This is a genomic window from Ruminococcus flavefaciens ND2009 (assembly GCF_000621785.1).
In the GTDB taxonomy this organism is placed as follows: Bacteria; Bacillota; Clostridia; order Oscillospirales; family Ruminococcaceae; genus Ruminococcus; species Ruminococcus flavefaciens_C.
Genome location: NZ_JHXI01000007.1, coordinates 315647 through 339164, shown reverse-complemented (window position 1 = coordinate 339164; position 23518 = coordinate 315647). Strand labels below are relative to the sequence as shown.

Annotated in this window: 22 protein-coding genes and 1 pseudogene; 16 read left to right on the top strand and 7 right to left on the bottom strand. The window is 47.1% G+C overall.

Annotated elements, in window-relative coordinates:
• Positions 1-104 precede the first annotated feature (104 nt).
• From T488_RS16685 to T488_RS0101605, 4 genes and pseudogenes are all read left to right on the top strand, one after another.
• Positions 105-671 (top strand): annotated as a pseudogene (locus tag T488_RS16685) (N-acetylmuramoyl-L-alanine amidase); the annotation flags it as partial.
• Between the two features lie 160 nt (positions 672-831).
• Complete coding sequence (locus T488_RS0101620; protein ID WP_028519288.1) at positions 832-1233, top strand: HIT domain-containing protein; 402 nt, start codon at positions 832-834, stop codon at positions 1231-1233.
• A gap of 275 nt (positions 1234-1508) precedes the next feature.
• The gene (locus tag T488_RS20050) at positions 1509-3362 is read left to right on the top strand and encodes an aldo/keto reductase (RefSeq protein WP_242838279.1); all 1854 of its coding nucleotides are present in this window, start codon (positions 1509-1511) and stop codon (positions 3360-3362) included.
• A gap of 75 nt (positions 3363-3437) precedes the next feature.
• Positions 3438-4178: an alpha/beta hydrolase gene (locus T488_RS0101605; RefSeq protein WP_028519287.1), complete on the top strand. Its 741-nt coding sequence runs from the start codon at positions 3438-3440 to the stop codon at positions 4176-4178.
• A gap of 224 nt (positions 4179-4402) precedes the next feature.
• Here T488_RS0101605 and T488_RS0101600 read toward each other — a convergent pair whose 3' ends face one another.
• Complete coding sequence (locus T488_RS0101600; RefSeq protein WP_028519286.1) at positions 4403-6949, bottom strand: dockerin type I domain-containing protein; 2547 nt, start codon at positions 6947-6949, stop codon at positions 4403-4405.
• Entirely contained in the window at positions 6942-7502 is a 561-nt protein-coding gene (locus tag T488_RS0101595) for an RNA polymerase sigma factor (RefSeq protein WP_028519285.1), read from the bottom strand. The genes T488_RS0101600 and T488_RS0101595 overlap by 8 nt, the downstream gene beginning before the upstream one ends.
• Before the next feature lie 657 nt (positions 7503-8159).
• On the opposite strand from T488_RS0101595, the gene T488_RS0101590 reads away from it, so the two are divergent.
• The gene (locus T488_RS0101590) at positions 8160-10076 is read left to right on the top strand and encodes a fructose-bisphosphatase class III (protein WP_028519284.1); all 1917 of its coding nucleotides are present in this window, start codon (positions 8160-8162) and stop codon (positions 10074-10076) included.
• Positions 10077-10100: 24 nt separating this feature from the next.
• Here the strand turns inward: T488_RS0101590 and T488_RS0101585 are convergent, their stop codons facing one another.
• The 3 genes from T488_RS0101585 to T488_RS0101575 all read right to left on the bottom strand — a co-directional run bounded on the left by T488_RS0101585 (position 10101) and on the right by T488_RS0101575 (position 11339).
• The gene (locus T488_RS0101585; protein ID WP_028519283.1) at positions 10101-10340 is read right to left on the bottom strand and encodes a hypothetical protein; all 240 of its coding nucleotides are present in this window, start codon (positions 10338-10340) and stop codon (positions 10101-10103) included.
• A gap of 301 nt (positions 10341-10641) precedes the next feature.
• Positions 10642-11070 carry a MarR family winged helix-turn-helix transcriptional regulator gene (locus T488_RS0101580; RefSeq protein ID WP_028519282.1) on the bottom strand — a complete coding sequence of 143 codons (429 nt, stop codon included), beginning with the start codon at positions 11068-11070 and terminating at the stop codon, positions 10642-10644.
• An 8-nt stretch (positions 11071-11078) separates the two neighbouring features.
• Positions 11079-11339 (bottom strand): TIGR03905 family TSCPD domain-containing protein, encoded by a 261-nt coding sequence (locus T488_RS0101575; RefSeq protein ID WP_028519281.1) that lies wholly within the window; start codon positions 11337-11339, stop codon positions 11079-11081.
• A gap of 221 nt (positions 11340-11560) precedes the next feature.
• Here T488_RS0101575 and T488_RS0101570 point away from each other — a divergent pair, with 221 nt between their 5' ends.
• Positions 11561-12514: a glycoside hydrolase family 25 protein gene (locus T488_RS0101570; RefSeq protein ID WP_028519280.1), complete on the top strand. Its 954-nt coding sequence runs from the start codon at positions 11561-11563 to the stop codon at positions 12512-12514.
• A 264-nt stretch (positions 12515-12778) separates the two neighbouring features.
• Here the strand turns inward: T488_RS0101570 and T488_RS0101565 are convergent, their stop codons facing one another.
• A complete protein-coding gene (locus tag T488_RS0101565; protein WP_028519279.1) occupies positions 12779-13024 on the bottom strand; it encodes an IreB family regulatory phosphoprotein in 246 nt (81 codons plus the stop codon).
• A gap of 205 nt (positions 13025-13229) precedes the next feature.
• A complete protein-coding gene (locus T488_RS0101560; RefSeq protein WP_242838278.1) occupies positions 13230-13781 on the bottom strand; it encodes a 4'-phosphopantetheinyl transferase family protein in 552 nt (183 codons plus the stop codon).
• Positions 13782-13918: 137 nt separating this feature from the next.
• Here T488_RS0101560 and T488_RS0101555 point away from each other — a divergent pair, with 137 nt between their 5' ends.
• From T488_RS0101555 to T488_RS0101510, 10 genes are all read left to right on the top strand, one after another.
• Entirely contained in the window at positions 13919-14134 is a 216-nt protein-coding gene (locus tag T488_RS0101555; protein ID WP_028519277.1) for a hypothetical protein, read from the top strand.
• A 73-nt stretch (positions 14135-14207) separates the two neighbouring features.
• The gene (locus T488_RS0101550; protein ID WP_028519276.1) at positions 14208-14717 is read left to right on the top strand and encodes a DUF3592 domain-containing protein; all 510 of its coding nucleotides are present in this window, start codon (positions 14208-14210) and stop codon (positions 14715-14717) included.
• Between the two features lie 33 nt (positions 14718-14750).
• Entirely contained in the window at positions 14751-14993 is a 243-nt protein-coding gene (locus T488_RS0101545; RefSeq protein WP_028519275.1) for a hypothetical protein, read from the top strand.
• 10 nt (positions 14994-15003) lie between these two features.
• Positions 15004-15141, top strand: a complete 138-nt coding sequence (locus T488_RS19495) for a hypothetical protein (protein ID WP_155267137.1) — start codon at positions 15004-15006, stop codon at positions 15139-15141.
• Between the two features lie 4 nt (positions 15142-15145).
• Positions 15146-16096: a PstS family phosphate ABC transporter substrate-binding protein gene (locus T488_RS0101535; protein WP_028519274.1), complete on the top strand. Its 951-nt coding sequence runs from the start codon at positions 15146-15148 to the stop codon at positions 16094-16096.
• A gap of 181 nt (positions 16097-16277) precedes the next feature.
• Entirely contained in the window at positions 16278-19040 is a 2763-nt protein-coding gene (gene secA / locus T488_RS0101530; protein ID WP_028519273.1) for a preprotein translocase subunit SecA, read from the top strand.
• 103 nt (positions 19041-19143) lie between these two features.
• Positions 19144-20112 carry an XAC2610-related protein gene (locus tag T488_RS0101525; RefSeq protein ID WP_028519272.1) on the top strand — a complete coding sequence of 323 codons (969 nt, stop codon included), beginning with the start codon at positions 19144-19146 and terminating at the stop codon, positions 20110-20112.
• Positions 20113-20212: 100 nt separating this feature from the next.
• Positions 20213-21463: an XAC2610-related protein gene (locus tag T488_RS0101520; RefSeq protein ID WP_028519271.1), complete on the top strand. Its 1251-nt coding sequence runs from the start codon at positions 20213-20215 to the stop codon at positions 21461-21463.
• 22 nt (positions 21464-21485) lie between these two features.
• Positions 21486-22709 (top strand): hypothetical protein, encoded by a 1224-nt coding sequence (locus T488_RS0101515; protein ID WP_155267136.1) that lies wholly within the window; start codon positions 21486-21488, stop codon positions 22707-22709.
• Positions 22710-22747: 38 nt separating this feature from the next.
• On the top strand, positions 22748-23515 hold the full coding sequence (locus T488_RS0101510; RefSeq protein ID WP_028519269.1) for a class I SAM-dependent DNA methyltransferase: 768 nt from the start codon (positions 22748-22750) through the stop codon (positions 23513-23515).
• The last annotated feature ends 3 nt before the right edge of the window (positions 23516-23518 follow it).

Genomic DNA, 23518 nt, shown 5'->3' with positions numbered 1-23518 from the left:
TATGGATCTTTTTTACTCTTGACAAATAAAAAATACGTGATATAATATATGTACAAATGGCTATTTTAAGCCATAAACACGACTTAGTTTAAGTTGACGCGCCACACGGCGGTATCGACGGCGGCTGCACCTCTGCGGAGGGAGTCCCCGAAAAGGGCATAAACCTTGACATACTTCTCAGGCTCAGGGACATTCTTGAGATAAACGGCTATGAGGTCAGGGTAACAAGGGACTCCGACAGATCCATACATGACGAGGGAGTGGAGGGCATTGCCGCGCAGAAGAGCTCTGATATGGACAACAGGCTCGCCATGTTCAACGAGAGCGGAAACGCGGTCTGCCTGTCCATTCACCAGAACCAGTTCACCGACCCGAAATACAAGGGCGCCCAGATGTTCTATTCCGGCAGCAACAGCACCAGCGAAGCCCTTGCAAGGGCGCTGCAAAGCAGGTTCAGGGAGCTGCTCCAGCCCGATAACGACCGCGAGATAAAGCTCTGCGGCAAGGAGCTTTTCCTCTGCTATTACAGCGAAAATCCCACGGTCATGGCGGAGTGCGGCTTCATGTCCAATCCCGAGGAGGCGGCGCAGCTTAACACGGAGGAGTACCGCGGCAAGGTGGCATTCACATTGTTTTCGGGCATAAATGATTTCGTAAACCGTAAGAAGTGAACAAAAGAGCGCACTTAAGTACGGTACGCATAAAGAAGTTTTACGCCATAGTATTTTTGATGTAAGGTCAGAAGTACTATGGCGTTTCTATTGACAGTACAGAGATGATGTGCTATAATTGTTACTGACAAAAATCGGAATTTAAGGACGTGTGAATAATATGAATGATTGCGTTTTTTGTAAGATTGCATCAGGAGAAATCACCTGCATGAAAGTATACGAAGATGATCAGACCCTTGCGTTTATGGATACAGCAAAAGATGTGGACGGACACATTTTAGTCATTCCAAAGATACATTTCAAGAATGTTTTGGATTGTGACGAAAAAACACTATGTGCCGTTATAAAAGCAGTAAAAGCTGTATCAAAACATCTGACAGAGCATTGCGGATACGAAGGCGTTAATTTGCTTAATGCGAGTGATGAGAGTGCTGGACAGTCAGTACCTCATTTACATATTCATATCATTCCGAGAAAAAGAAATGATGGAATAGATGCTTGGCCTGGATTTGAAGGGGCAAAGCAAGATATTCAAATTGTATTCGAGAAAGTTAAGATGTAGATAAATTCTGATTTAGCTTAGCAACATAAATATTCACAATGCCCCTGAGTGCTTTGTAACACTCAGGGGCAAAACTTCTATATGAGTATCCGTCATAAAGCCGCCTGTTTTTCCTTAATGCACATTGTTAAAAGAGAACACGCGGTTTGTGTGCAATTTGACATATTAGTTATACAAATATTGCCATGAAAAGTTCCTTATGTTATAATGTTCTAAACAATGTACGCTTTTGGCTGCATAAGGTCAGGAAGACGAAAACTATAGGAGAAAAACGTATGTCTGAAGAAAAAAGAGCTTTAAGCTCAGGAACTGTAAAATGGGGCGTTATGGGTACAGCAGGTATCGCGTCATGGGGAACTATCCCCGGTATGCAGAAAGCAAAGGGCTGTGAGCTTTATGCGATAGCCGGAAGAAGTCTCGAAAAGGCACAAGCATATAAGGAGCGTTTCGGATTTGAAAAGGCGTATCAGGGCTATGACGCCCTGCTGAACGATCCTGAGGTCGAAGCTGTATATATACCGCTTCCCAATGACCTCCACTGCGAATGGGTAATAAAGGCTTTAAACGCGCATAAGCACGTATTATGTGAGAAGCCTGCTGCTATGAACGAAGGCGAGCTGCGCCGTATGTTTGCTGCTGCAAGGGAAAACGGAGTGATACTTATGGAGGCTTTTGCATATCTCCACAGTCCGTATATCAGCAGGCTGAAGGAGATAATTTCCTCCGGCGAGATAGGAAAGGTAGATTACATCGACACGGCTTTCCTCACGCAGGATTATTCTGATGATATAAGACTTCACAAGGAACAGGGCGGCGGCGGGATATACGATGTAGGCTGCTACTGTACATCAATGATACTTACACTTATTGAGTCACCCGTTAAGTATATCAAAGCTGATGCCGAGCTTGACAGTACGGGAGTGGATCACATGGCTTCTGTCCTTATTGGCTTTGAGGACGGCACAAGGGCTTCATTCAATGCAGGCATGATACTCGGCACCGATTCCTCAGACAGATATGACAGACTTTTCATACACGGTTCCTGCGGGTATATCCGTTCCGATGCGGAGTATAACGGTGAAGGCGAGATCACCTTTGAGGTCACTGTCAAGGGCGAAGACGGCGAAAGAGTGACACGGACAGAAAGGGTCATTGCCGCCTCTAATTACAGTATGGAGATGGAGCAGATGAACCGTTGCATTATCGGGAATGAAGTCCCCCATATCACAGAGGAGTTTTCCGTCAGAAATATGCGCGTCCTCGACAGTATACTTGACGCCGTCGGATATAATGACTCAAAAAAGGAGTTCATTCTTCCTAACGGAGCCGTGATCCCCGCAGTAGGCTACGGTTCATATCTTTCAACGGAAAAAGGCGGAGTTCAGACCATCATAGATGCTCTTGACTGCGGATACCGTTACATAGATACAGCGTCATTTTACGGCAATGAGGAACAGATAGGCGAAGCAATAGAAAGATCGGGTATCAGACGAGAGGAGATATTCCTTTGCAGCAAGGTCTGGTTTACAGATCTCGGCAGGGAAAAAACACTTAGATCGTTTGAAGAGTCCTGCCGCAAGCTGAAAACCGAATACCTTGATATGTATCTTATACACTGGCCTAAGAGCGATGCCGATGATGAGGAATGGTTTGAAAAGGTCAGACAGTCATGGGAGGCAATGGAAGAATTATATGAACAGGGAAGGGTAAAAGTCATAGGTCTGTCCAATTTCCTCCCCCACCATATAAGACCGCTTCTGGAGGCAGCCCGTATCCGTCCTATGGTGGATCAGCTTGAGCTGCACGCGGGCTATATGCAGGAGTATGCACTTTCCTACCTCAGAAAAGAGGGGATACTTCCCCAGGCATGGAGCCCTCTCGGCAGGGCAAAACTGCTGAATGACGAAGCTGTATCGGGAATAGCTGCTAAATACGGCTGCACCAACGCCGCATTGCTGCTCAGATACCTCAATCAGCGGGGGATCCCCGTTATCCCGAAATCTGCGTCAAAGGAGAGAATGAAAGAAAACCTCGATATTTTCGGCTTCAGGATCTCTGAGGATGATATGTCGTACTTGTCCTGTTTGCCCGAAAAGGGCTGGTCCGGAGAGCATCCCGATAAAGTATAGGCAGGACCCCCGTAATGATCGGTTATGAGCCTGATATTATAGTTTGTGGATAATGTTTCGCAGGAGGAGGGAAAAATGGAAGAATTCTATATAAATAATGACGGCATACGCCTTCATGCCAAGCTTGACCGTGCCGCCGAAAAAGGTCCGCTTTGTATACTGATACACGGTTTCACGGGACATATGGAGGAGGATCATATCATTACCGCTCAGAAAGCTATGAATGAAGCAGGTATTTCGGTCCTTCGCGCCGAGATGTACGGCCACGGGAAAAGCGGCGGCGAATTCAAAGACCACACTCTCTACAAATGGGTGACCAATGCCCTTGCAGTAGTTGCATACGCAAAAGGACTGGATCTTGTAACGGATCTTTACCTGTGCGGTCATTCTCAGGGTGGGCTTCTCACTATGCTCATAGGAGGTATGTGCGCTGATGACTTCAGGGCTATACTTCCGCTATCCCCTGCATGGATGATACCCGATAATGCAAGGGAAGGAATAGTGCTCGGAAACAGCTTTGATCCTGAGCATATACCCGAAAAGCTTGTCAGTGACAGCTGGGAGCTGTCGGGAGATTATATCCGTACAGCTCAGACTATCCATGTTGAAGATGCTATTTCAAGGTTCAGAGGTAAGGTGCTTATAGTTCACGGCGATGAAGATCCGACGGTCCCTTACTCCTATGCTGAGAAAGCTGCGGAGCTTTACAGTAATGCTGAACTTGTTCCGATACACGGCGCGGATCACTGCTTTGCCGGACATCTTGATGAACTTGCTGATTCGATAAAAGGTTTTTTCAGGTCAGGCATGAGTTAAATCCCGGTTTTCATTTGTAGTAATCTTGAGCCTTTAAAGGAAATATCGTTTTCGATATAGTTTATGATATGAGGACAGGGTATTTAGTGAATAAAAGTAAAAAGCCGATATTTACTGTTTTCTTGTAAATATCGGCTTTCTTCCTGTTCGGCTCGGTTATTCGATAGTTCCGCTAAGAGCAGCACCCATTCCCGTGCCGCTTTTTGATCAACCGCAGATATTATTTATTCAATGCTGCCTGATCCGAGTAAGTATTCCTGTATTGTCAGAGCGTCGTTATTTGTAATGCCGTTGCCGTCAACGTCTGCAAGAAGGTGACCCCTGGGGGTGATATGGTTTTCATCACTGCCGTCTAATCCGTATTTAGAAGGATTAGCAAGGGACTGCATTATCAGTAAAACATCTGAGGTACTTACTTTTCCGTCAACATTTGTGTCGCCCTTGATGCCGTCTGTGCTCTCGGGTGCGGAATACACCTGATTATCGCTGCTGTTGTCCTCGGTAACGCCTCTTGATGCTTTAGTAAAGCCAACATCATTTTTCTTTATGAACTCTTCCATTTTTTCATATGATATTCTGCTATACGTTAATTCGGGGTGTTCATCGCTGTAATCATTTATTGCATCATATAAAGCGTCTTCATCGCTGTACTGCTTTATGAGCTCATTGAAGATATACATTCTCATGCAGTCGCTTTCAAGATAATCACAGCTTATGCCGTTATTATTGAAGTCAAAGTTGTTTTTGTAATTATCGATCGCTTCCTGAGAAAGATTGATGTCTGCTCTTACCTCCGGATGGCGTCTGATAAACGGAGCAAAAGAGTCCGTCTCATCTATACCTACATAGTACAGACCGATAGTATCAAGTATGATGTAATCGGAAATGCTTATCGTTCCGTCAAGGTCTATATCAGGTCCGGGGATAACGCCTGTCTTCACATTTTTATAGTATACGGGGAATGCTGCGTTAAAGGCATCTTCATATAAGGTCTCGGTCTCTTCCTCGTTTTCGGTCGGGTACACGTTTTCTTCAGAGCCGGGACCGTACATTAATGCAAAGCTCTCAAATAAGCCAAGCTGATCGAATAATATTTCATCATAGGGATCCACTGTATAGAGGAAGTTGTCATCATATTCATAGTGAGCAAAGTTCTGCTTTTCATAATATACCGGATCAAAATACTTTGTATCCACTTCGTTTTTCAGCAGGTAATCCTCTGCAAGGAATCTGATGGTATTACGATCTGACTCATAGTAATATCTTGCTATATCAAAGAAATCATCAGCCTTGTTCCATTCCTCCTCGGTGATGGGAGCATCGGAAGATCCCTTTAATTCAGCAGGATAGCTTCCGGTCTGATGAGAGCTAAAAGCATAATATAGCGGATCGGCGCTTTCTGATCCATCGTTTTCATATGTATTTGCGTAATATGCCAGAAGAACTATATCATCGAAATCGTAAACGCCGTCTGAATCTATATCCGTATCAGCATATCCCCTGTTCAGAATATCCAGCAGTAAAGCATTGGTCTGATACAGCTCGGGCATTGCCAGATCCTTGCATTCGGAGATAAATTGATAAATTTCCGGGGATTCGATATTATTGAAAAAGAATAGAGAATCAGATTCGTACCTTCCTGTCTCTTCATTATAGTAAAAAGCATCGTGGATATCCTCTTCTGAGAAAGGTCTGAAAGATCCGTCACCGTTTTTTACATAGCAGCCGGTTGTTGCAAATTTTTCATCATCCCATATCCGGATATTTCCGATATTCTGCTTTACGATATCCAGCGGCACACGATCGGTATATGTATCGGGGCAGTTGTCTATATAGTAATTCGGATCGAAGTATTCAGGCTTTATGCTGCAATATGTAAAGTAATATTCCGCAAGATCATGCCAGTTAAGGCAGAACGGATCCTGATAAAAATCAAATCCGCCTATATTGACTGTTTCGCCATTGTCATCCTTCTTTTTTCTGGTCAGACCCTCATATTTTTCTCTTATGTGATCCGGCACATTCTCTATAGGAGTCCAGTCGCAGCGGAACATGGCGTATATATCGAATATATCAAATTTTCCGTCGCTGTTAAGGTCCAGATCGGGATCGTATCCATCTATGAAGTTTTTTACACTTGAAGCAGTCGGAGATACTTCGACCTTATATGCCTGAGTCTGTGCCTGTGCAGGAATTGCATTTGTTGTACCGGATGCGGCGATAAGTGCAGCCAATGCTGCGGCATGTTTTTTCATAATAATGCTCCCTTCGTATTCATAGTCATATGCGGAAACAGCTGTAGTTATTGTGCTTTCAGCTGCTTTTCCTGTTTCTTTGCCCGTGGAGGCTGTCTGCGTAACAGCAAGGGCAGAAAAAGCTGATGTTTGGTTCTGGCTGTTCTGAGGTATCGTGCTTGTTTTAGAATAAGAAACGGAAGCCTGAGCTGAAGTCATCGGGACCTGAGTGGTCAAAGGTACAGTTTCCACAGAAGAAGTCTGTATCGCCTCGTCAGATATTGCAGGCGTTGTAGTTGCAGTTACAGTCTCGGTGGTATTTTGTCCGATAACAGGAGTATTTGTAGAAAGATCAGTTTTTCTGAGAGAACCGGACGCATGAAATAGTCCTAAAGCTCCGACAGCTATAAATACTGCGGCAGCAGAGGCTGCAATACCATAGCAATGGTGTATCACAGGTTTTTCTGTACAGGCGGCTTCTTCGATGAGAGCATCGTTGATCTTATTGATGCTGTTGTATAATTTCAGATCACTCATCTATGTAACCTTCTTTCTTTAAAAATGCTTTTAGTTTTTTTCTTACTCTGAAAAGATACGTAGCGACGGTCCTGGGATCCATGTCATAGATCGCAGCTATATCCTCCAGTGTATCTGAGTACCAGTAACGTCTGACGAATACCTTTCGGTACTTTTCGGGCTGAGACATAAGGAATTCGCTTATCGCCACGCCCAGCTGATCTTCAGATACTGTTTCTTCGAGACATTTTCCGTCAGGTATACATTCCGAAAGCTCATCAAGAGATACAGAAAAATTCTGATTTCTTTTTGCAGCAGTATTGTATTTCCAGCGGTTCAGAGCGCAGTTTTTCACCAGCCTGCAAAGATAGGTCTTCAGATTATCGGGCTTATTGGGAGGGATAGAGGTCCATACCTCCATGTAGGCAGAATTCACGCATTCTTCCTGGTCTTCTTTCTGAGAAAGAATATTTCCCGCGATATAAAAACACAGTTTTTCATAACTCTGTTTCAGTTCTTCAACAGCTTTTTCGTTTCTTTCAAAAAGCAATTTGATAATTGATGCATCATTCAAAAGGTCAGCCTCCTTTCCCGAGGTCCTCTGTATATAAAGACAACATTCGTAACATAATATTTCATTTTTTTCCAAAAACAAATATGAAATGAAAAAGAAAAAGGAAGTATCGTCTGTAATGGGGCGGTATTGCGCACATAAGTTCATCGGCGTTCTTTCCCGCAAAGTAACTGTGCCGCCCCTTTTGGGGATAATTATAGCATACAAGCAAACGGCTGTCAAACAATAGGCGACCGTATTTTTGCCTTTTACAAACAAAAACGGCGTATATATCCGTAATGTCATTAAATACATTTGCATAGTAAAACGCCCACTGACTATCACTGCTCTTTTGGCTTCATAATTCTTTTACTATATAGTTTTTCATCACGATCATTGCTATTTCCGAGTATTTATGCTATAATGAATGCAAAGCATTCATTATAAACTATCAAAAAGCCCTTGCGGATACGCAGATCATAGATCTGCTCCCTGCAATCGGGCAATTATAGCATAACGCTTCGCTTTTATACTATAATTAATGTGTCTTCAATGACCGCTGTCAGACGGCTATTGCCCGTAAGGGAAAAACAGACATTAATTAAGGAAAATATGATTTTATATATAAATGCCGATATATTCAATAATTGAGATACAGTTTCAGTACGGAGTGATGATATGGATATAAAATACCTGAGACTTCTTGCAAAGGAGTATCCGACTATAGAGAGTGCCGCAAGTGAGATAATCAATCTTTCGGCTATACGCAGCCTCCCAAAGGGCACCGAATATTTTTTCAGTGATATTCACGGAGAATATGAAGCTTTTCTGCATATGCTGAGAAGTGCTTCGGGCATGATAAAAATAAAGATAGATCTTGTTCTCGGTAAAACCGTTTCCGCTGCTGACCGTGAAAAGCTTGCGGAGCTCATATACTATCCCGAAAAGGAGATAGCCCGTCTTACAAACAGCGGCGAGCTTTCCGATGAGTGGAAGCGGCTTACTATATACCGCCTGATACTTGTGTGCGAGATAGTTTCCGCAAAGTATACACGTTCGCGTATCCGGAAGAGGGTCCCCGAGGATATGGTGTATATACTTGACGAGCTTCTTAACGTTACCGATGATGTAAACAAGGACTACTATTATGACGAGATAATCAGCGCAATAATCAGTACTGGCATTGCGGAGACCTTTATCATCTCACTGTGCAAGCTGATACAGTCTGTAAGCATTGACAGGCTCCATATCATAGGTGATATCTATGACAGAGGTCCCCGCGCGGACGTGATAATAGACGAGCTCATGAAAATACACGATGTTGATATACAGTGGGGCAACCACGATATATCGTGGATGGGTGCTGTCGCAGGGAACAATGCTCTCATTGCAAATGTTATCCGCATTGCTATGAGATACAATAATTTCGATGTCCTTGAAGACGGCTACGGACTCAATCTCCGTGCACTTGCGGTCTTTGCTGCGGAGACTTATGAAAACGACGATTGCAGGCTCTATATGCCAAACGCCCTTGATACCAATATCTATGATCCCGTTGACCTCAGGCTCGCGGCTAAAATGCACAAAGCTATCACTGTTATACAGATGAAGCTGGAGGGCCAGCTTATATCCAAGCACCCTGAGTGGGAAATGTCGGAACGTGACCTTTTTGGCAGGACTGATTTCAGGAAAGGTACTGTGACTATAGACGGCAGGGAGCATGAGCTTCTTGACAAGAGCTTTCCCACAGTTGATCCTGAGTCGCCGCTGACTTTATCCGAGGCTGAAGCGGAGCTTATGAAGGTGCTCAATGCCACATTCCGACACAGTGAAAAGCTGCAAAGGCATATTCGCTTTATATATGCAAAGGGAGCTATGTATAAGACCTGCAACAATAATCTCCTTTTTCATGGCTGTATACCTATGGACAGCAACGGTGAACTGCAAAGTGTGAAGATATGCGGTCAAAAGTACTCGGGAAAGGCGCTTCTTGACAAGCTTGGAGAGTTGGTAAATCAGGCATATTTCAGCAGCGGAGAAGAAAAAGAGTACGCAAACGATTTTATGTGGTATCTATGGTGCGGACCTAAGTCGCCGCTATACGGCAAGGACAAAATGGCGTTCTTCGAGCGCGGGCTCCTTGCGGATAGATCGCTCCATACCGAAAATTACAACGCTTACTATTCATTCTCGGAAAAAGCTGAGGTCTGTATGTCGCTCCTTGATATGTTCGGGCTTGACTCTGAAAAGGGACATATCATAAACGGTCATGTTCCCGTTAAGATCAAGAACGGAGAGAGCCCTGTAAAGGCTGACGGAAAGCTTTTCGTCATAGACGGCGGTATCTCAAAGGCATATCAGTCTACTACAGGTATCGCAGGATATACGCTGATATATGATTCCCACAGTCTCAATCTTGCCGAGCACAAGCCGTTTAAGGCAGGAGAGAGCGGCAATACTCCGACTATCAGGCTTGTGGAAAAGCTTGAGCACCGTGCGAACATCTCCGATACCGACAAAGGCGAGGAGATAATAGACAAGATCAATGATCTGCGTCAGCTTCTTGAAGCTTACAAGGCAGGCGCGATCAAGTGAATAAAACCACGGTTTCCGGTAATTTCATATAAGCAAAAGGGGACTCTGAAAGAGGCTGGGTACAGCGGCGATGATCTTCTTGTAATGCTTGCTGCTCTCGCTCAAGCATTCCTCCATGAGCCTTTTCAGGAACGGGCTGGTGTTCGGAATGCAGGCGATCGCTTCTTTCACATTGAAGCTGAGCTGTGTCTTATCCATGCACCTTGCCAAGAACAAGCCGTAAACAACGGTCTGAACCTCCGCCGCCCCTACAATACCAATCATGTGGGACGCCGATGCGCTAAGTTGATAGTTGAAAGTTGAGAGTTGAGAGTTAATGTGTTCGCTTCGCTCACAATATTTAAATATTGTCGCCGCAGGCGACTCCACAACTTTCAACTCTAAACTCTCAACTCTAAACTCAAATCATAATTTTGCTCCACAAAATTATGATTTATAAGAGTATTGCAAAGTTTTGCTGCATTGTCAACAGAAAAGCCATAGTACTTCTGATTCTGGACCGGAAATACTATGGCATAAAACTTCTCTATCAGCACCTCACTTAGGTGCGCTCTTATTCCTGTTATTATTCTGCTCCAAGTATCTTGTAGAGCAGGCGGTAAAGCTCCATAGCTTCATCGGGAGAGAGGTTCACGCAGCTGCCCACCTGTGGAGGTACCTCCGCAGCCTTTTCCCTGAGCTTGTCGCCCTTTTCGGTTATCTCAACCAGCAGCACACGCTCGTCCTCGGTACTTCTTGACCTGTGAACAAGCCCTTTGGCTTCCAGGCTTTTCAGTACGGGGGTAAGGGTGCCCGAATCCAGGAAAAGCTTCTGACCTATTTCCTTGACGCTGAGCTTTTTGTGCTCCCAGAACACCATCATGGCGATATACTGGGTATAGGTAAGGTCAATGGACTTCAGCAGGGGATTGTACTTCTTGATTATCTCCCTTGAGCAGGCATAGAGCGGGAAGCAGAGCTGATTTTCCAGCTTAAGGCAGTCGTACTTGTCCATTTTTCACCTCATGCGGTCTTTGTTTTTTCGTAGGCTTCGCGTACAGCCAGGCAGAGCTGGTCTGCGCAGGATGTAGGTCTTCTGCCGCAGGTATTGCCTTTGAGCTTGGCTTCTATCTGTTCAACGGTCCAGCCGTCAAGTATCTTAGAGATAGCCTTGAGGTTGCCGTTGCAGCCTCCGTAGAAGGAGATGTTGGTGATAACATTGCCCTCGATATGAAAGCTTATTTCCTGTGAACATACCATGCTTGTCTTGTAAGTGTAATCCATAATATCCTCCGTTTCTTTAAAGCAAAAGGGTTTATTGATTGAGTTCAATTTAATTTTACACTATTTTATCGTGCTTGTCAATACCTTTATCTGAAAATTCTGTGAAAACTCTGCCAAAGTGACGGAAGTGTTATTATCTTATGCGAAAATAATGTTTACAAAGAGCGAATTATGTGGTATTATATACTTACAGATAAAAAATACTACCAATGGAGGAAATAATGGCAGACAACAGAAAACGCATACGTTTTAAAAGTATAGCTATACTTGAAGCTATCATCATACTTTTTCTTGCTCTCGGACTCATCTGGGTGGGCTTCATAAAGGGCAGGAAGGACGCAGTACCCGCAAATGCTTCCAACAAGCCCCAGGTCCGCAGAAGGGCAGTCATCGAAAAAGAGGAGTCATTCTATCAGCTTGACGGCAAGAAGCTTCTGATGAATGACAGTACATACGGAGAGATATTCGTTCCCATTTACGGTGATGTTCCTGCAAGCGACCTCGACCTCAGCGGTCTTAAAATGAGGAACGGCTACGCCTACTATGAGGAGGGCGGCAATGTTATCTCCACCACAGGCGTTGACGTTTCGGAGTTCCAGGGCGAGATAGACTGGGAGCAGGTAAAGCAGGCTGATATTGACTTTGCATTTATCCGTGTGGGCTACCGAACATACGGCGACGGCATAATCACTTATGATAATCAGTTCCAGCGCAATATCGAGGGCGCACAGAAGGCAGGCATAAATGTGGGCGCGTATTTCTACTCGCAGGCTACCAGCGCCGATGAGGCTGTTGAGGAAGCCGACGCCATGATAGATGCTCTTGCGCCTTACGATATAAGCCTTCCTGTCGTGTACGACTGGGAGATAGTACATACCGACAGCGCCCGTACAGACAACGTAAGTGTTGAGGCTCTGGCGGACTGCTGTGTGGCTTTCTGCGAGAGGGTAAAGGACTCGGGCTACACACCCATGGTCTATCAGAACACAGGCACGGCAATGCACAAGCTTGACCTGCCCCGTATCAAGGACTATGACTTCTGGCTGGCTGAATACAGCGACAGTCCGTCCTACTACTATGATTTCAAGATATGGCAGTACACAAACGCAGGACACGTTCCCGGAATTGAGGGAGACGTTGATCTGAACATCTGGTTCAGACCCGAAAAGGAATAAACAAAACAGGCTTTTGCAATGCAAGAGCCTGTTTTTTCATTCATCTGCTGTGATAAATCAGAATTTAACACCGCAGGTGTTAAATTCTGAGTGAGTAGCGAGTAGTAAGTAGAGAGTAGTATTATTCAGTGTATCGGCTTCTACTCACTACTTTCTACTTACTACTTACTCAAATCATAATTTTGCTCCGCAAAATTATGATTTATCCTACGCCCGAATAAAACACAATGCCCCCGAGTGTTTACAGCACCGGGGGCATAATTTTTATGCGTTGAGATAACTCCTTACAAGCACCTGTAAAAGCTCGTCACGGTCAATGTGACGGATAAGGTTTCTTGCATTGTTGTATGTTGTGATGTATGTAGGATCCTCCGAGAGGATGTAGCCTACTATCTGATTGACGGGGTTGTATCCCTTCTGAGTGAGAGCGTCGTAGATTATCGTGAGATTTTTCTTAAGCTCCGCCTCTCTGTCCTCGTTGACGGAGAACGTCATTGTTTTATCGAACATATTATCAGCCTCCCGCTGTTGGAATACTTCTGGTGGAAGAAGCTTGTACATTATATTATACTCTAAAATCAGCGGCTACGCAAGGGGAAACGAGAAATTTTCCCGATTTGACCGAATTTCATTGCTGATTTTATGGATATTGCACAGCAAAAGCCGTTGATAGAGTGCGTTTTCAACAGAAAGGAAGGATATATATAAACTTCCCCTATTGTGCTTCTTTCAGCAGCTCACAGACCGATACAACATATTTTCTGCCGCCTATTATGTACTGTCTGAAACGGCAGTCCTTCAGCTCTGTGACTATCTCTCCGCCGCGGAAGGAGAACTCCGCCTCGTTCAGGGGATAGGAAATACCTATGCCGATAGCCTTGACGTAGGCTTCCTTGAGAGTCCACAGGCGGAAGAACATCAGGTCCCGTTCCTCCGGAGGAGCGCTCTCTACCAGCTGCCGCTCACTTTCCGAGAAGGCACGTCTCATGACGTTGGGACGGTGCTCCCTGACTTTCTCGCAGTCTATGCCGCATTCCCTCACCGACACCAGACAGGCGGCGATACCGTCTGCGTGGGAGAGATTATAGTGTATATCTGGGCGGTCCGCAAGAGAGGGCTTGCCCATTTTTCCTTTTATCACAGGAGTGTCCTCGCCGTAGTCTATACCCAGAGGTCTCAGGCACTCCCTGAGGAGCCTGTGAGCGTGGGTGTGGAGCTCCTTTTTGTCCATGTCCTTAATGGAGATCATAAGCATATTCATCACCATTTACAGTATAGCACAAGTCGGAGCCCCTTTGCAACAGGAAATGACAAATGTCACCGCGAAAGTGACAGAATACATCTTCATTTTGCGGCATGATAGTGTTATTATAAAGCTGTAAACATGATACGGAGGCGATGTATATGCTGATAAGTCTGATAATTACCGCAGCTATAGTACTGCTCTGGATAATACTTGCATATATCAGCGAGCGTTTTGAAATACCGTCTTCATTCCGGAATAAAATATGGGCTTTCATTGGCATGGCAGGTATGTGCATTATTGTCTGGATACTTATAAAATGGGAATTTTTGAACAAGATAGGTTCCTGCTGTACCGGAACAGGCAGAATGGGCTGAATTTATCGTTATCTCTTGATTTGTGCAGCTTGGGGTGCTATAATATAGGCATATTACAAAAGGGAGGTCGGTCATGGAAATAGTAGCTCTGATTTTTGGCGCAGTGATTTTCGTTTTGGCGGTACAATTCATTTTCAGGACGACAAAGGGCACTGCCAAGGTAACACAGACGTATTCTGACGTAAACAAATACAAAAACCGCGGACACAGACGAGTGGGCAGGGATCCCGAGGTCTGGCATTACGCCGAGGGCGGTATCGGTCTCACGCTGAAATATACCATCGACGGCAGGGAGGTCTGCGGCGTTCTGGACCGCGGCTTCACCATAAGCGAGGCGGATATAAATGCCATAGTCGAAGCAAATGAAGAGGTAGATGTGGTGGTAGACCCCGACGATCCCGGAAAGTTCTGTCTGCTGAGGGAGTTTTACTCCTCCGGACCGAACCCGAGGGCAATGGCAGCTTACAGAAGCGAGCGCGGCTCCGTGGTGAACTCTTGGTTAAAGTTGAAGTTAGTGATATGGTCAGGCGGTATTATACTGGGATTACTCATGCTGCTCATTATTCTGGAGCAGTTTGAATAGAACCGCAAACCGACTGTGAAAGGAGAGAATATAATGAATGACATGGATTATATTATAAGTGAACTTATCGCAATTCTGCTCGTTATCGGCATACCTGTCGGACTGCTCATATTTTTTATCGTCTCTCTTGTGAACTTTTGCAGGACACCGAAAGATCACCCGAAGTACAGAGGCAGAAAGACCGCTTTTATCATTTCGGCGGTGCTGCTGGGACTGCTCATAACGCTGATAATAGGCTTCATGGTGCTGCTGACTTCGTCGCTGAACCATATGTGAGGTGACGGGCATGAGTGACAAGACATTTGGGCGTATCATCGCAGTCATAACAGCTCTGGGCATTCTCGTGACGGGAGGACTTATGTGGTATACCGTTCACCTTCACGGTGTCTGCTCCATAGTCTCCTATGTGGCAAACGGGAGGTGAGACCGTGGGTACAGCTAAGAAAATAGGCGCGATAGCTCTGCTTATAGGCGCTTTCGCAGGCTTTGACCTGGGGATATACGGTTTCTTCACAAAGCGCTGTATTGACACCTCCAGCGAGGAGATGAAGCGCTATTCCGTGGAGCTTCACCGCTATATGCCCTTTGAGGAGGGCTCTGAGGCGGTAAAGGCGGACACGGAGCTGAGGCTCTCGGGAGACCTTCCCGTGCTGGACGGTGCGGCGGCTCTATATCCCGTTTTCTCGGGAGTGGTGAACTCGGTCTATCCCGAGGACTGCGTTCATTTCGAGAACGGTGAGTTCACCGCGGACAGCGCCCTCCACTACACCAACACCATAGGCGCCTACAAGGCTGTGGCGGACGGCGACGCGGACGTGATATTCTGTGCAAAGCCAAGCGACGAACAGCTTGCCTATGCCGAAGAAAAGGGCGCGGAGCTGGAAATGGTGCCCATAGGCAGGGAGGCATTCGTTTTTATCGTAAATGAGCGCAACCCCGTGGACGGTCTCACCTCGGAGCAGGTCAGGGATATATTCTCGGGCGAGATAAAGAGCTGGTCGGAGGTGGGCGGCGAGCATCTGCCTATAGAGGCGCTTTCCCGGAATAAGGGCAGCGGCAGTCAGACCACCATGGACAAATTCATGGCAGGACGGAAGCAGAAGCAGAGCCCTCTCGGCGTATTCGGCAGGTCCATAGGCTATTCCTTCAGATATTACGCCGAGAACATGACGGACAGCGGCGTGAAGCTCCTGGCGCTGGACGGAGCATATCCCGACAGAGAGCATATCGCTGACGGTTCCTACCCGCTGGCAAGCAGCTTTTACGCGGTATACCGCAAAGACAACGACAATGAGCAGGTGCCTGTGCTCATTGACTGGCTCCTGTCCGATGAGGGGCAGTCTCTTGTGGAGCAGGCGGGATATGTGCCCATTGGCTGAATAATCAACAAACCTGCACCGCAGTGTGCTTAAAAATGACATTATTGACGAAACAGCGGACTTTGTCCGCTATTTCTCATTATGGGTATTGACAAACTATGTCGTTTGATGTACAATATATTATGTGTATTTATACAATGTATCAGACCTACACTATTATAATGTAAAGGCGGAAAACAAAATGGGTTTATTCAAAAACATTTTCGGTCCTAACGCTTACTCGAACCGCGAGCTGAAGCGCATAGAGCCTATTAAGAATAAAGTACTTGAACTGGACGAGGAATACAGCGAGCTCTCAGACGCAGAGCTGAAGGCTAAGACCGCTGAATTCAAGGAGAGACTGGAGGACGGCGAGACCCTCGACGATATTCTCCCCGAGGCTCTTGCTACCGTAAGGGAAGCAGCCTGGCGTGTCCTTGAGAAAAAGCCCTATCCCGTTCAGATAATCGGTGCTATCGTTCTTCACCAGGGACGTATCGCCGAGATGAAGACCGGTGAAGGTAAAACTCTCGTTGCCTGCGTAGCTTCATACCTCAATGCACTTTCAGGTCTTGGCGTTCACGTCGTTACCGTTAATGATTACCTTGCAAAGACTCAGGCTGAGGAAATGGGCAAGGTGCTCCGCTGGCTGGGGCTTACCGTTGGATGTATCCTCCACGGTCTCAACAACGACCAGCGCCGTGCAGCTTATAACTGCGACGTAACCTACGCTACAAACAACGAGCTGGGCTTCGATTACCTCCGTGACAACATGGTAACTCATAAGGAAGAGCGCGTTCAGCGTGCCCCCAACTTCGCTATCGTGGACGAGGTGGACTCCATCCTCATCGATGAGGCTCGTACTCCTCTTATTATTTCGGGACGCGGCGACAAGTCCACAGACCTGTACGCTATCGTTGACCGCTTCGCCAAGACACTTACTGCCACAACAGTAGTTGAAATGGACGACAAGCAGGATCAGGACGCTCTCAACGAGGACGCTGACTACATCATCGACGAAAAGGCTAAGACCGCTACTATCACACAGCGCGGTGTCAAGAAGGCTGAGCAGGCATTCAGAGTCGAGAACCTTATGGACTCCGAGAACATGACACTGCTCCACCACATAAATCAGGCTATCAAGGCTAACGGCGTAATGAAGAACGATATTGACTACGTTGTCAAGGACGGCGAGATCATCATCGTTGACGAATTCACAGGCCGTCTCATGATGGGACGTCGTTTCAATGACGGTCTCCACCAGGCTATCGAGGCTAAGGAAGGCGTTAAGATCAAGAGCGAGTCAAAGACCCTCGCTACCATCACCTTCCAGAACTTCTTCCGTCTCTACACAAAGCTGTCAGGTATGACAGGTACTGCTATGACAGAGGAAGACGAGTTCAAGGAGATCTACAAACTCGATGTTATCGCAGTTCCCACAAACAAGCCCGTTATCCGTATAGACCACAACGATCAGGTCTATACTACAGAAAAGGGCAAGTACGCTGCTATCATCGATAAGATCATAGAGTGCCACGAGAAAGGACAGCCTATCCTCGTTGGTACAGTTTCCATCGAGAAGTCAGAGCTCCTTTCCGCTATGCTCAAGAGAAAGGGCATCAAGCATGAGGTGCTCAACGCTAAGCACCACGCTAAGGAAGCCGAGATCGTTGCTCAGGCAGGTAAGTACGGCGCCGTTACCATCGCTACCAACATGGCAGGACGTGGTACCGACATCATGCTGGGCGGTAACGCCGAGTTCCTGGCAAGAGCCGAGCTGAGAAAGCGCGAGATCCCCGAGGAGATCATCACCGAGGCTATCGGCTTCGCTGATACAGATGACGAGGAGATCCTGGCAGCAAGAAAGCTCTACCGCGAGCTCTACGACAAGTTCAATGCAGAGGTAAAGGAGAAGGCTGTTGCCGTTAAGGAGGCAGGCGGTCTCTATATCCTCGGTACAGAGCGTCATGAGTCACGCCGTATCGACAACCAGCTCCGCGGACGTTCCGGACGTCAGGGTGACGAGGGCGAGAGCTGCTTCTTCCTCTCGGTCGAGGATAACCTCATGCGTATCTTCGCAGGTGACCGTCTCGAGAACCTTATGAAGACCCTCAATGTTGACGAGAATACACCTATCGAGAGCAAGATGCTCACAAAGATCATCGAGTCTTCACAGAAGAAGGTCGAGGGTCAGAACTTCAGCATAAGAAAGAACGTCCTCAACTACGACGACGTTATGAATACACAGCGTGAGATCATCTACAAGCAGAGATCTCAGGTGCTGGACGGCGAGGACCTCCACGAGAGCATCCTCAAGATGTCAGAGGATCTTATCCAGTCTACAGTTGACAGCTATCTCGTTGACGATGAGGTCAAGGACGACTGGAACCTTGTGGGTCTCAGAGAGCACTTCATGGGCTGGCTCATCGGTCCCGATGACCTTGACTACGATGAGGACGATCTGGGCGACGTTTCCAAGGAGGACATTGTAAATACTCTCAGCACCAAGGCAGGAGAGATATTCGAGGCAAAGGAAGCTGAGTACGGTTCGGATGTTATGCGTGAGCTCGAGAGAGTTATCCTGCTGAAGGTAGTTGATACCAAGTGGATGGCTCATATCGACGATATGGAGGAGCTGAAGAAGGGTATCGGACTCCGCTCCTACGGTCAGAAGAACCCCGTTATCGAGTATCGTTACGAGGGCTTCGAGATGTTCGACGCTATGGTAGAGTCTATCCGTGAGGATACTATCCGTATGCTCCTTACCGTAAAGCTCCAGAAGAACGAGGCTCCCGAGCGTGAGCAGGTAGCTCAGCCCGATGCTCCCAATGCAGGAGCAGGCGACGGCAGCTTCTCAGACGAGCCTGTACGCGCAAAGAAGATCGGCGATAACGATCCCTGTCCCTGCGGAAGCGGCAAGAAGTACAAAAAATGCTGCAAGGCAAAGGATATGGCTAACAAGTAATATGCACAGGGGGCGGACCTCCGCCCCTTTAAGCATTGCCGCAGTGGGCGGCTGTGCAAAGCTTCTTTTATAGAGAAAAAGAAAGGTTTTATGAGGTGACAATATGAAAAAGTGTATTCTTCCCGTTATCCTTCTGGCACTTCTTTCAGGCTGCGGTAAGGTAAGCGATGCTTCGGGCATGGAGAGCCGCATAAATATCGTTTCGGGAACTGTTGAGGGCACCACCCGTGACCGCACTACTACCGAGACTGAGGTGACTACTGACAAGCTCAATTCAAAGAGCGGCACAACTACCACCAAGACCGCAGGAGATAAGGTATCGGGAACAACTACCACAAAATCTAAAAACTCTTCAATACAGCCTGCAACAAGAGCTTCGGGAGGCGGCAGAACCAGCAGCGGCGGTAACCACGGTACTACCAGACATGTTCCCACAGCTCAGAGGACTACCACAACTACAGTACAGCCCACAACACAGGCACCTACATTCGACCCCAAGGACTACAGCTCTATCTCATTTGCATTCAATGAGAGCTCAAACGAGATAGACGTTTCAAGAAACGGCGATCCTCACGCTTTCCAGGTGCTGAAGGACCTGGATCTGTCTGAGATCAGGAACGCTTTAGCCAATGACTCTTCAAAGACCATAAATGACTTCATCGTAAGGCAGAATGACTTTGACTTTGACGGCTATCCCGACCTCTTCATCATCGAGAGGCAGGACGATCTCAACAAGACAGGAAAGTACTACCGCTATGATCCCACAAAGGGCACATATACCAAGTGGGAAGAGCTCAATACCCAGAGGTTTGAGGTAATGGTGAACTCCACAGAGAATTCCCTTACCTTCTACGATAAGAAGGATACCCTTAACTATGAGGCAAAGACCTTTGAATGGGGAGATAACGGACTTCTTGTGCTCAGAAGAGTTGTCAAGCAGTACAACGACGGCGAGCTTATCGACACCATCGTTTACGCCGAGAACGGCTATGAGATAGTTTCTCAGGAGACAAGAGACAGTCAGGGCAACCTCGTAGGCGAGGATACCACAGAGCAGCCCCAGGAAGACTGATATAACAGCGGCTGCTTATTACTCAGCAGATAAACCAAGGGGGCTGTGCCGAAAACGGTGCAGCCCCTTGTTACAGCAGCGTGAAGGGAACAGACTCATTATGAAGAACTGTTACATCGTACCAATATTGACTGCCGCACTGCTTATGGGCTGCTCGGAGAGCAGGACATCTCTCAGCAGTGCTCCTGCCGAAGAAACCACCGCTGCCGAGACTACCATCACTGAGCCTGACACAACAAAGCCCATAGTCACGATTTATACTCCTCCGAGAAATAAGGAGAAGAAGGTGAAGTTCACCGTGGGGCTTTCGGGCACTACGCTGACCGTGCTCCGCGGAGGAAGCAAGGTTGGAACTATCCAGCTGGACGCACCTCTCGAATACGGAACAGATGATGTTGTGACCGAGGACGTGAACTTCGACGGCTATGAGGATATTTTCGTGTATGACAGCCTTGAAACAGGCACCTACTGGCTGTATGACCCCGAGAACAAGGAATTCACAAAGTCCGATGCCTTTGCGCTTTTCGATGGAAAGACGTACCATATGACTCCTGCAAGTACTTCCAAGACGCTGTCTGCGACAGTTCGTGGAAGCTGGCAGACATTGGAATACCGCTATAAGTGGCAGGACGATAAGCTTTCGCCTCTGGAGCTGACAGTGGAATACTATGATCGCTCCCGTACAGAGAAGAAGCTGAAAGACTGCTATGAATCTGACGAAAACGGCAGGAAAGTCCTTGTCGAGAGAAAGTACATCAACCCTGAGACAGATGCCTGCTTCAAAACTGAGACCGATCCGCCTTACCTCCGCGCCGCTGAAAACTCCGTGGACTACATGAAGGGACGGGAGCTGATACAGTCCATTGATGTGTCGGGGCTTCCGCAGCTCTATGAGCGGATAAAGCAGAACGGAAAGGCTGACTTTCTTCCGTACAGTTCTCTCAACTTCGATGACAGCGCAGATGTGCTCCTCATCGAAGATGACTATGATTTCGACGGCTATAACGACTTGCAGATACAGACGGATTCTGTGCTTGCAGGGGGCAGTGATAAATATGTTTATTACCGCTATGACGCCGAAAAGGACAGGTATACGGAGTGGCAGGAGCTCAATGCCTTTGGCTGTTATATCGGCGCCAATCCCGAGGCACAGACTATCCGGTATTATGAGAAGCATTCACTTGATGAGGACCACAACTGCTATATCTTCATATGGGACAAGGGCAGGCTTCGTCTGAAAGAGCGGCAATTTTATCACGGTGTCGGCAATGACTGCGATATATACGAATATGACGAGGACGGAAATGAGCATTATGTCCGTACAGGCAAATACATAAAGGATGACTGCTGATAAACATAAGAAAGGTTTTGCTATGAGATCGGAAAAGCTATTATTGCTGCTTGCAGGCGGGCTGCTGCTTGCAGGCTGTTCAGATAACAATGACTCGTCTGTGAGTGTTACGGAGCCTGCCACAGAGGCTGTTGAAACCACTGCCGCTGAGGTGAGCGCAGAGGACTATAAGCTCTCGGCGGACAAAAACGGCGCCACTATGCTCGTCAACGGAAAGTCCGCAGGCAGTATGAAGTTCGATACTCCTCTCAGTGAGAGTGAACAGGTACTGTTTGCAGATATTAATTCTGACGGCTATGAGGATATTTTTGTCTGTCTGGACTGCTTCAGGGCTGATTGCTGGGTATACGACCATGAGTCTGAGAAATTCGTCAGTGCAGGGGAAGACCTTCCCATTGCCTTTGCTTTTGATAAAAACAGGGGCTGCAGCGTCACCTGCGAAACGGACAGCAGTGAAAATGCAGTCACTGTGGTACAGATAAGCGATTCAAACGAAGGCAGTACCGTATTCAGATGGCAGGAAGACAAGCTTGTTCCCATAAGTATGAGCATAAGCTATTACACCTTTGATGACGGTCCCTTCGTGTACAACTATGAATTTGACGATGAATTGCGGAAGGTACTTACCGAAAGGCAGCTTCTTAACGGTCAGACAGGTGAATTGAAAAAAACGGAAAAGGATATTGAGTATTTCCGCGTGACTGACAGCTCCGTTGACTATATGAAGGGGGCAGAGCTGCTCCAGAGCATAGAGGTAAGCGGACTGCCCGAAATGTGCGGAAAGATACTTTCAGGCGAGTATCAGGCAAGCTATACGATAAACAACGGCTGTCCTGCGCCTGTTCCTGAGAGCTTACTTTTCTCTGAGTACGACTTCGACTTTGACGGCCACAGCGACCTTGCCATATATACCGATACATCGAGAGACGGAAGCGGTCTGAACGTGCTCTATTACCGCTACGATACCGCAAGCGGCAGCTATACGCCATGGGAGGAGCTGAACAGATTCAGCGGATACCAGCTCTTTACCATAGAGGACACAAAGGAGATCACTTACTTTGACTATTCCTCATCTGAGAATGGAGAGAGTGACCAGTACATACTTGTCTGGGCTGACGGAAGCCTGAAGCTCACCCAGAGAAGGCATCGTATAAAGAAGAAGGGAATGTATGAGCTTTATGAGTATGATGCCCAGGGCAATGAGAGCTACGTTAAGGACGTCTCGCTGCCTACGGGCTCATACTGAGGCTTCGGAGCTATAACTACTATTCGGGAGATATTATTATGAGCGGATACAGCGCGTTTGCACGTTATTATGACGAGCTCACTGCAAATATAGACTACAAAAAGCGTGGGGAGTACTTCCACAGTATCATTCAGCGCTTCAAGACCACAAAGGAGAATATCCTCCTTGACCTTGCCTGCGGTACGGGAAGTATCTCTGAGGTCATGGCAGGGCTTGGATACGACGTTATCGGCGTGGACAACTCCGACGAGATGCTGGGCATAGCCCTCGATAAGAAGTTCGACAGCGGACTTGATATACAGTACCTCTGTCAGGATATGCGAAAGCTGGATATGTTCGGCACGGTGGACATCACCGTCTGCGCCCTTGACAGCATAAACCACCTCGCCTCAATTGACGATGTCAGGAAGGTTTTCGAGAACGTGGCATTCTTCTCCGAGCAGGAGGGACTGTTCATCTTTGATGTGAACACTCCCTACAAGCACAGGGAGGTCCTCGCCAACAATACCTTCACCTACGAGACCGAGAACGTGTACTGCGTCTGGGAGAACACTCTTGACCCCGACACCCTGGAGGTCAGAATGGCGCTGGAGTTCTTCGAGCGTGAGGAGAACGGGCTTTATTCCCGAAGCTCCGACAGCTTTTCGGAAAAGGCTTACAGCGAGGAGGACATAGAGAGACTGCTGAGGGAATGCGGCTTTGAGGTGCTGGGAAAGTACGGCGACGATACTCTTGAGCCCCCGAAGGCGGACTCACAGCGGATAGTCTATGCCGCAAGATGTATCAGGAGCGGTCAGAAATATTGAAAG

Excerpts from the sequence above, each read along its gene's own strand:
- T488_RS0101590 (WP_028519284.1), top strand. The coding sequence starts at position 8,160 with ATGGATATAAAATACCTGAGACTTCTTGCAAAGGAGTATCCGACTATA.
- T488_RS0101585 (WP_028519283.1), bottom strand. The coding sequence starts at position 10,340 with ATGATTGGTATTGTAGGGGCGGCGGAGGTTCAGACCGTTGTTTACGGC.
- T488_RS20050 (WP_242838279.1), top strand. The coding sequence starts at position 1,509 with ATGTCTGAAGAAAAAAGAGCTTTAAGCTCAGGAACTGTAAAATGGGGC.
- T488_RS0101575 (WP_028519281.1), bottom strand. The coding sequence starts at position 11,339 with ATGGATTACACTTACAAGACAAGCATGGTATGTTCACAGGAAATAAGC.
- secA (WP_028519273.1), top strand. The coding sequence starts at position 16,278 with ATGGGTTTATTCAAAAACATTTTCGGTCCTAACGCTTACTCGAACCGC.
- T488_RS0101570 (WP_028519280.1), top strand. The coding sequence starts at position 11,561 with ATGGCAGACAACAGAAAACGCATACGTTTTAAAAGTATAGCTATACTT.
- T488_RS0101520 (WP_028519271.1), top strand. The coding sequence starts at position 20,213 with ATGAAGAACTGTTACATCGTACCAATATTGACTGCCGCACTGCTTATG.
- T488_RS0101580 (WP_028519282.1), bottom strand. The coding sequence starts at position 11,070 with ATGGACAAGTACGACTGCCTTAAGCTGGAAAATCAGCTCTGCTTCCCG.
- T488_RS0101600 (WP_028519286.1), bottom strand. The coding sequence starts at position 6,949 with ATGAGTGATCTGAAATTATACAACAGCATCAATAAGATCAACGATGCT.
- T488_RS0101510 (WP_028519269.1), top strand. The coding sequence starts at position 22,748 with ATGAGCGGATACAGCGCGTTTGCACGTTATTATGACGAGCTCACTGCA.
- T488_RS0101560 (WP_242838278.1), bottom strand. The coding sequence starts at position 13,781 with ATGGTGATGAATATGCTTATGATCTCCATTAAGGACATGGACAAAAAG.
- T488_RS0101550 (WP_028519276.1), top strand. The coding sequence starts at position 14,208 with ATGGAAATAGTAGCTCTGATTTTTGGCGCAGTGATTTTCGTTTTGGCG.
- T488_RS0101620 (WP_028519288.1), top strand. The coding sequence starts at position 832 with ATGAATGATTGCGTTTTTTGTAAGATTGCATCAGGAGAAATCACCTGC.
- T488_RS0101605 (WP_028519287.1), top strand. The coding sequence starts at position 3,438 with ATGGAAGAATTCTATATAAATAATGACGGCATACGCCTTCATGCCAAG.
- T488_RS19495 (WP_155267137.1), top strand. The coding sequence starts at position 15,004 with ATGAGTGACAAGACATTTGGGCGTATCATCGCAGTCATAACAGCTCTG.
- T488_RS0101525 (WP_028519272.1), top strand. The coding sequence starts at position 19,144 with ATGAAAAAGTGTATTCTTCCCGTTATCCTTCTGGCACTTCTTTCAGGC.
- T488_RS0101565 (WP_028519279.1), bottom strand. The coding sequence starts at position 13,024 with ATGTTCGATAAAACAATGACGTTCTCCGTCAACGAGGACAGAGAGGCG.
- T488_RS0101555 (WP_028519277.1), top strand. The coding sequence starts at position 13,919 with ATGCTGATAAGTCTGATAATTACCGCAGCTATAGTACTGCTCTGGATA.
- T488_RS0101515 (WP_155267136.1), top strand. The coding sequence starts at position 21,486 with ATGAGATCGGAAAAGCTATTATTGCTGCTTGCAGGCGGGCTGCTGCTT.
- T488_RS0101545 (WP_028519275.1), top strand. The coding sequence starts at position 14,751 with ATGAATGACATGGATTATATTATAAGTGAACTTATCGCAATTCTGCTC.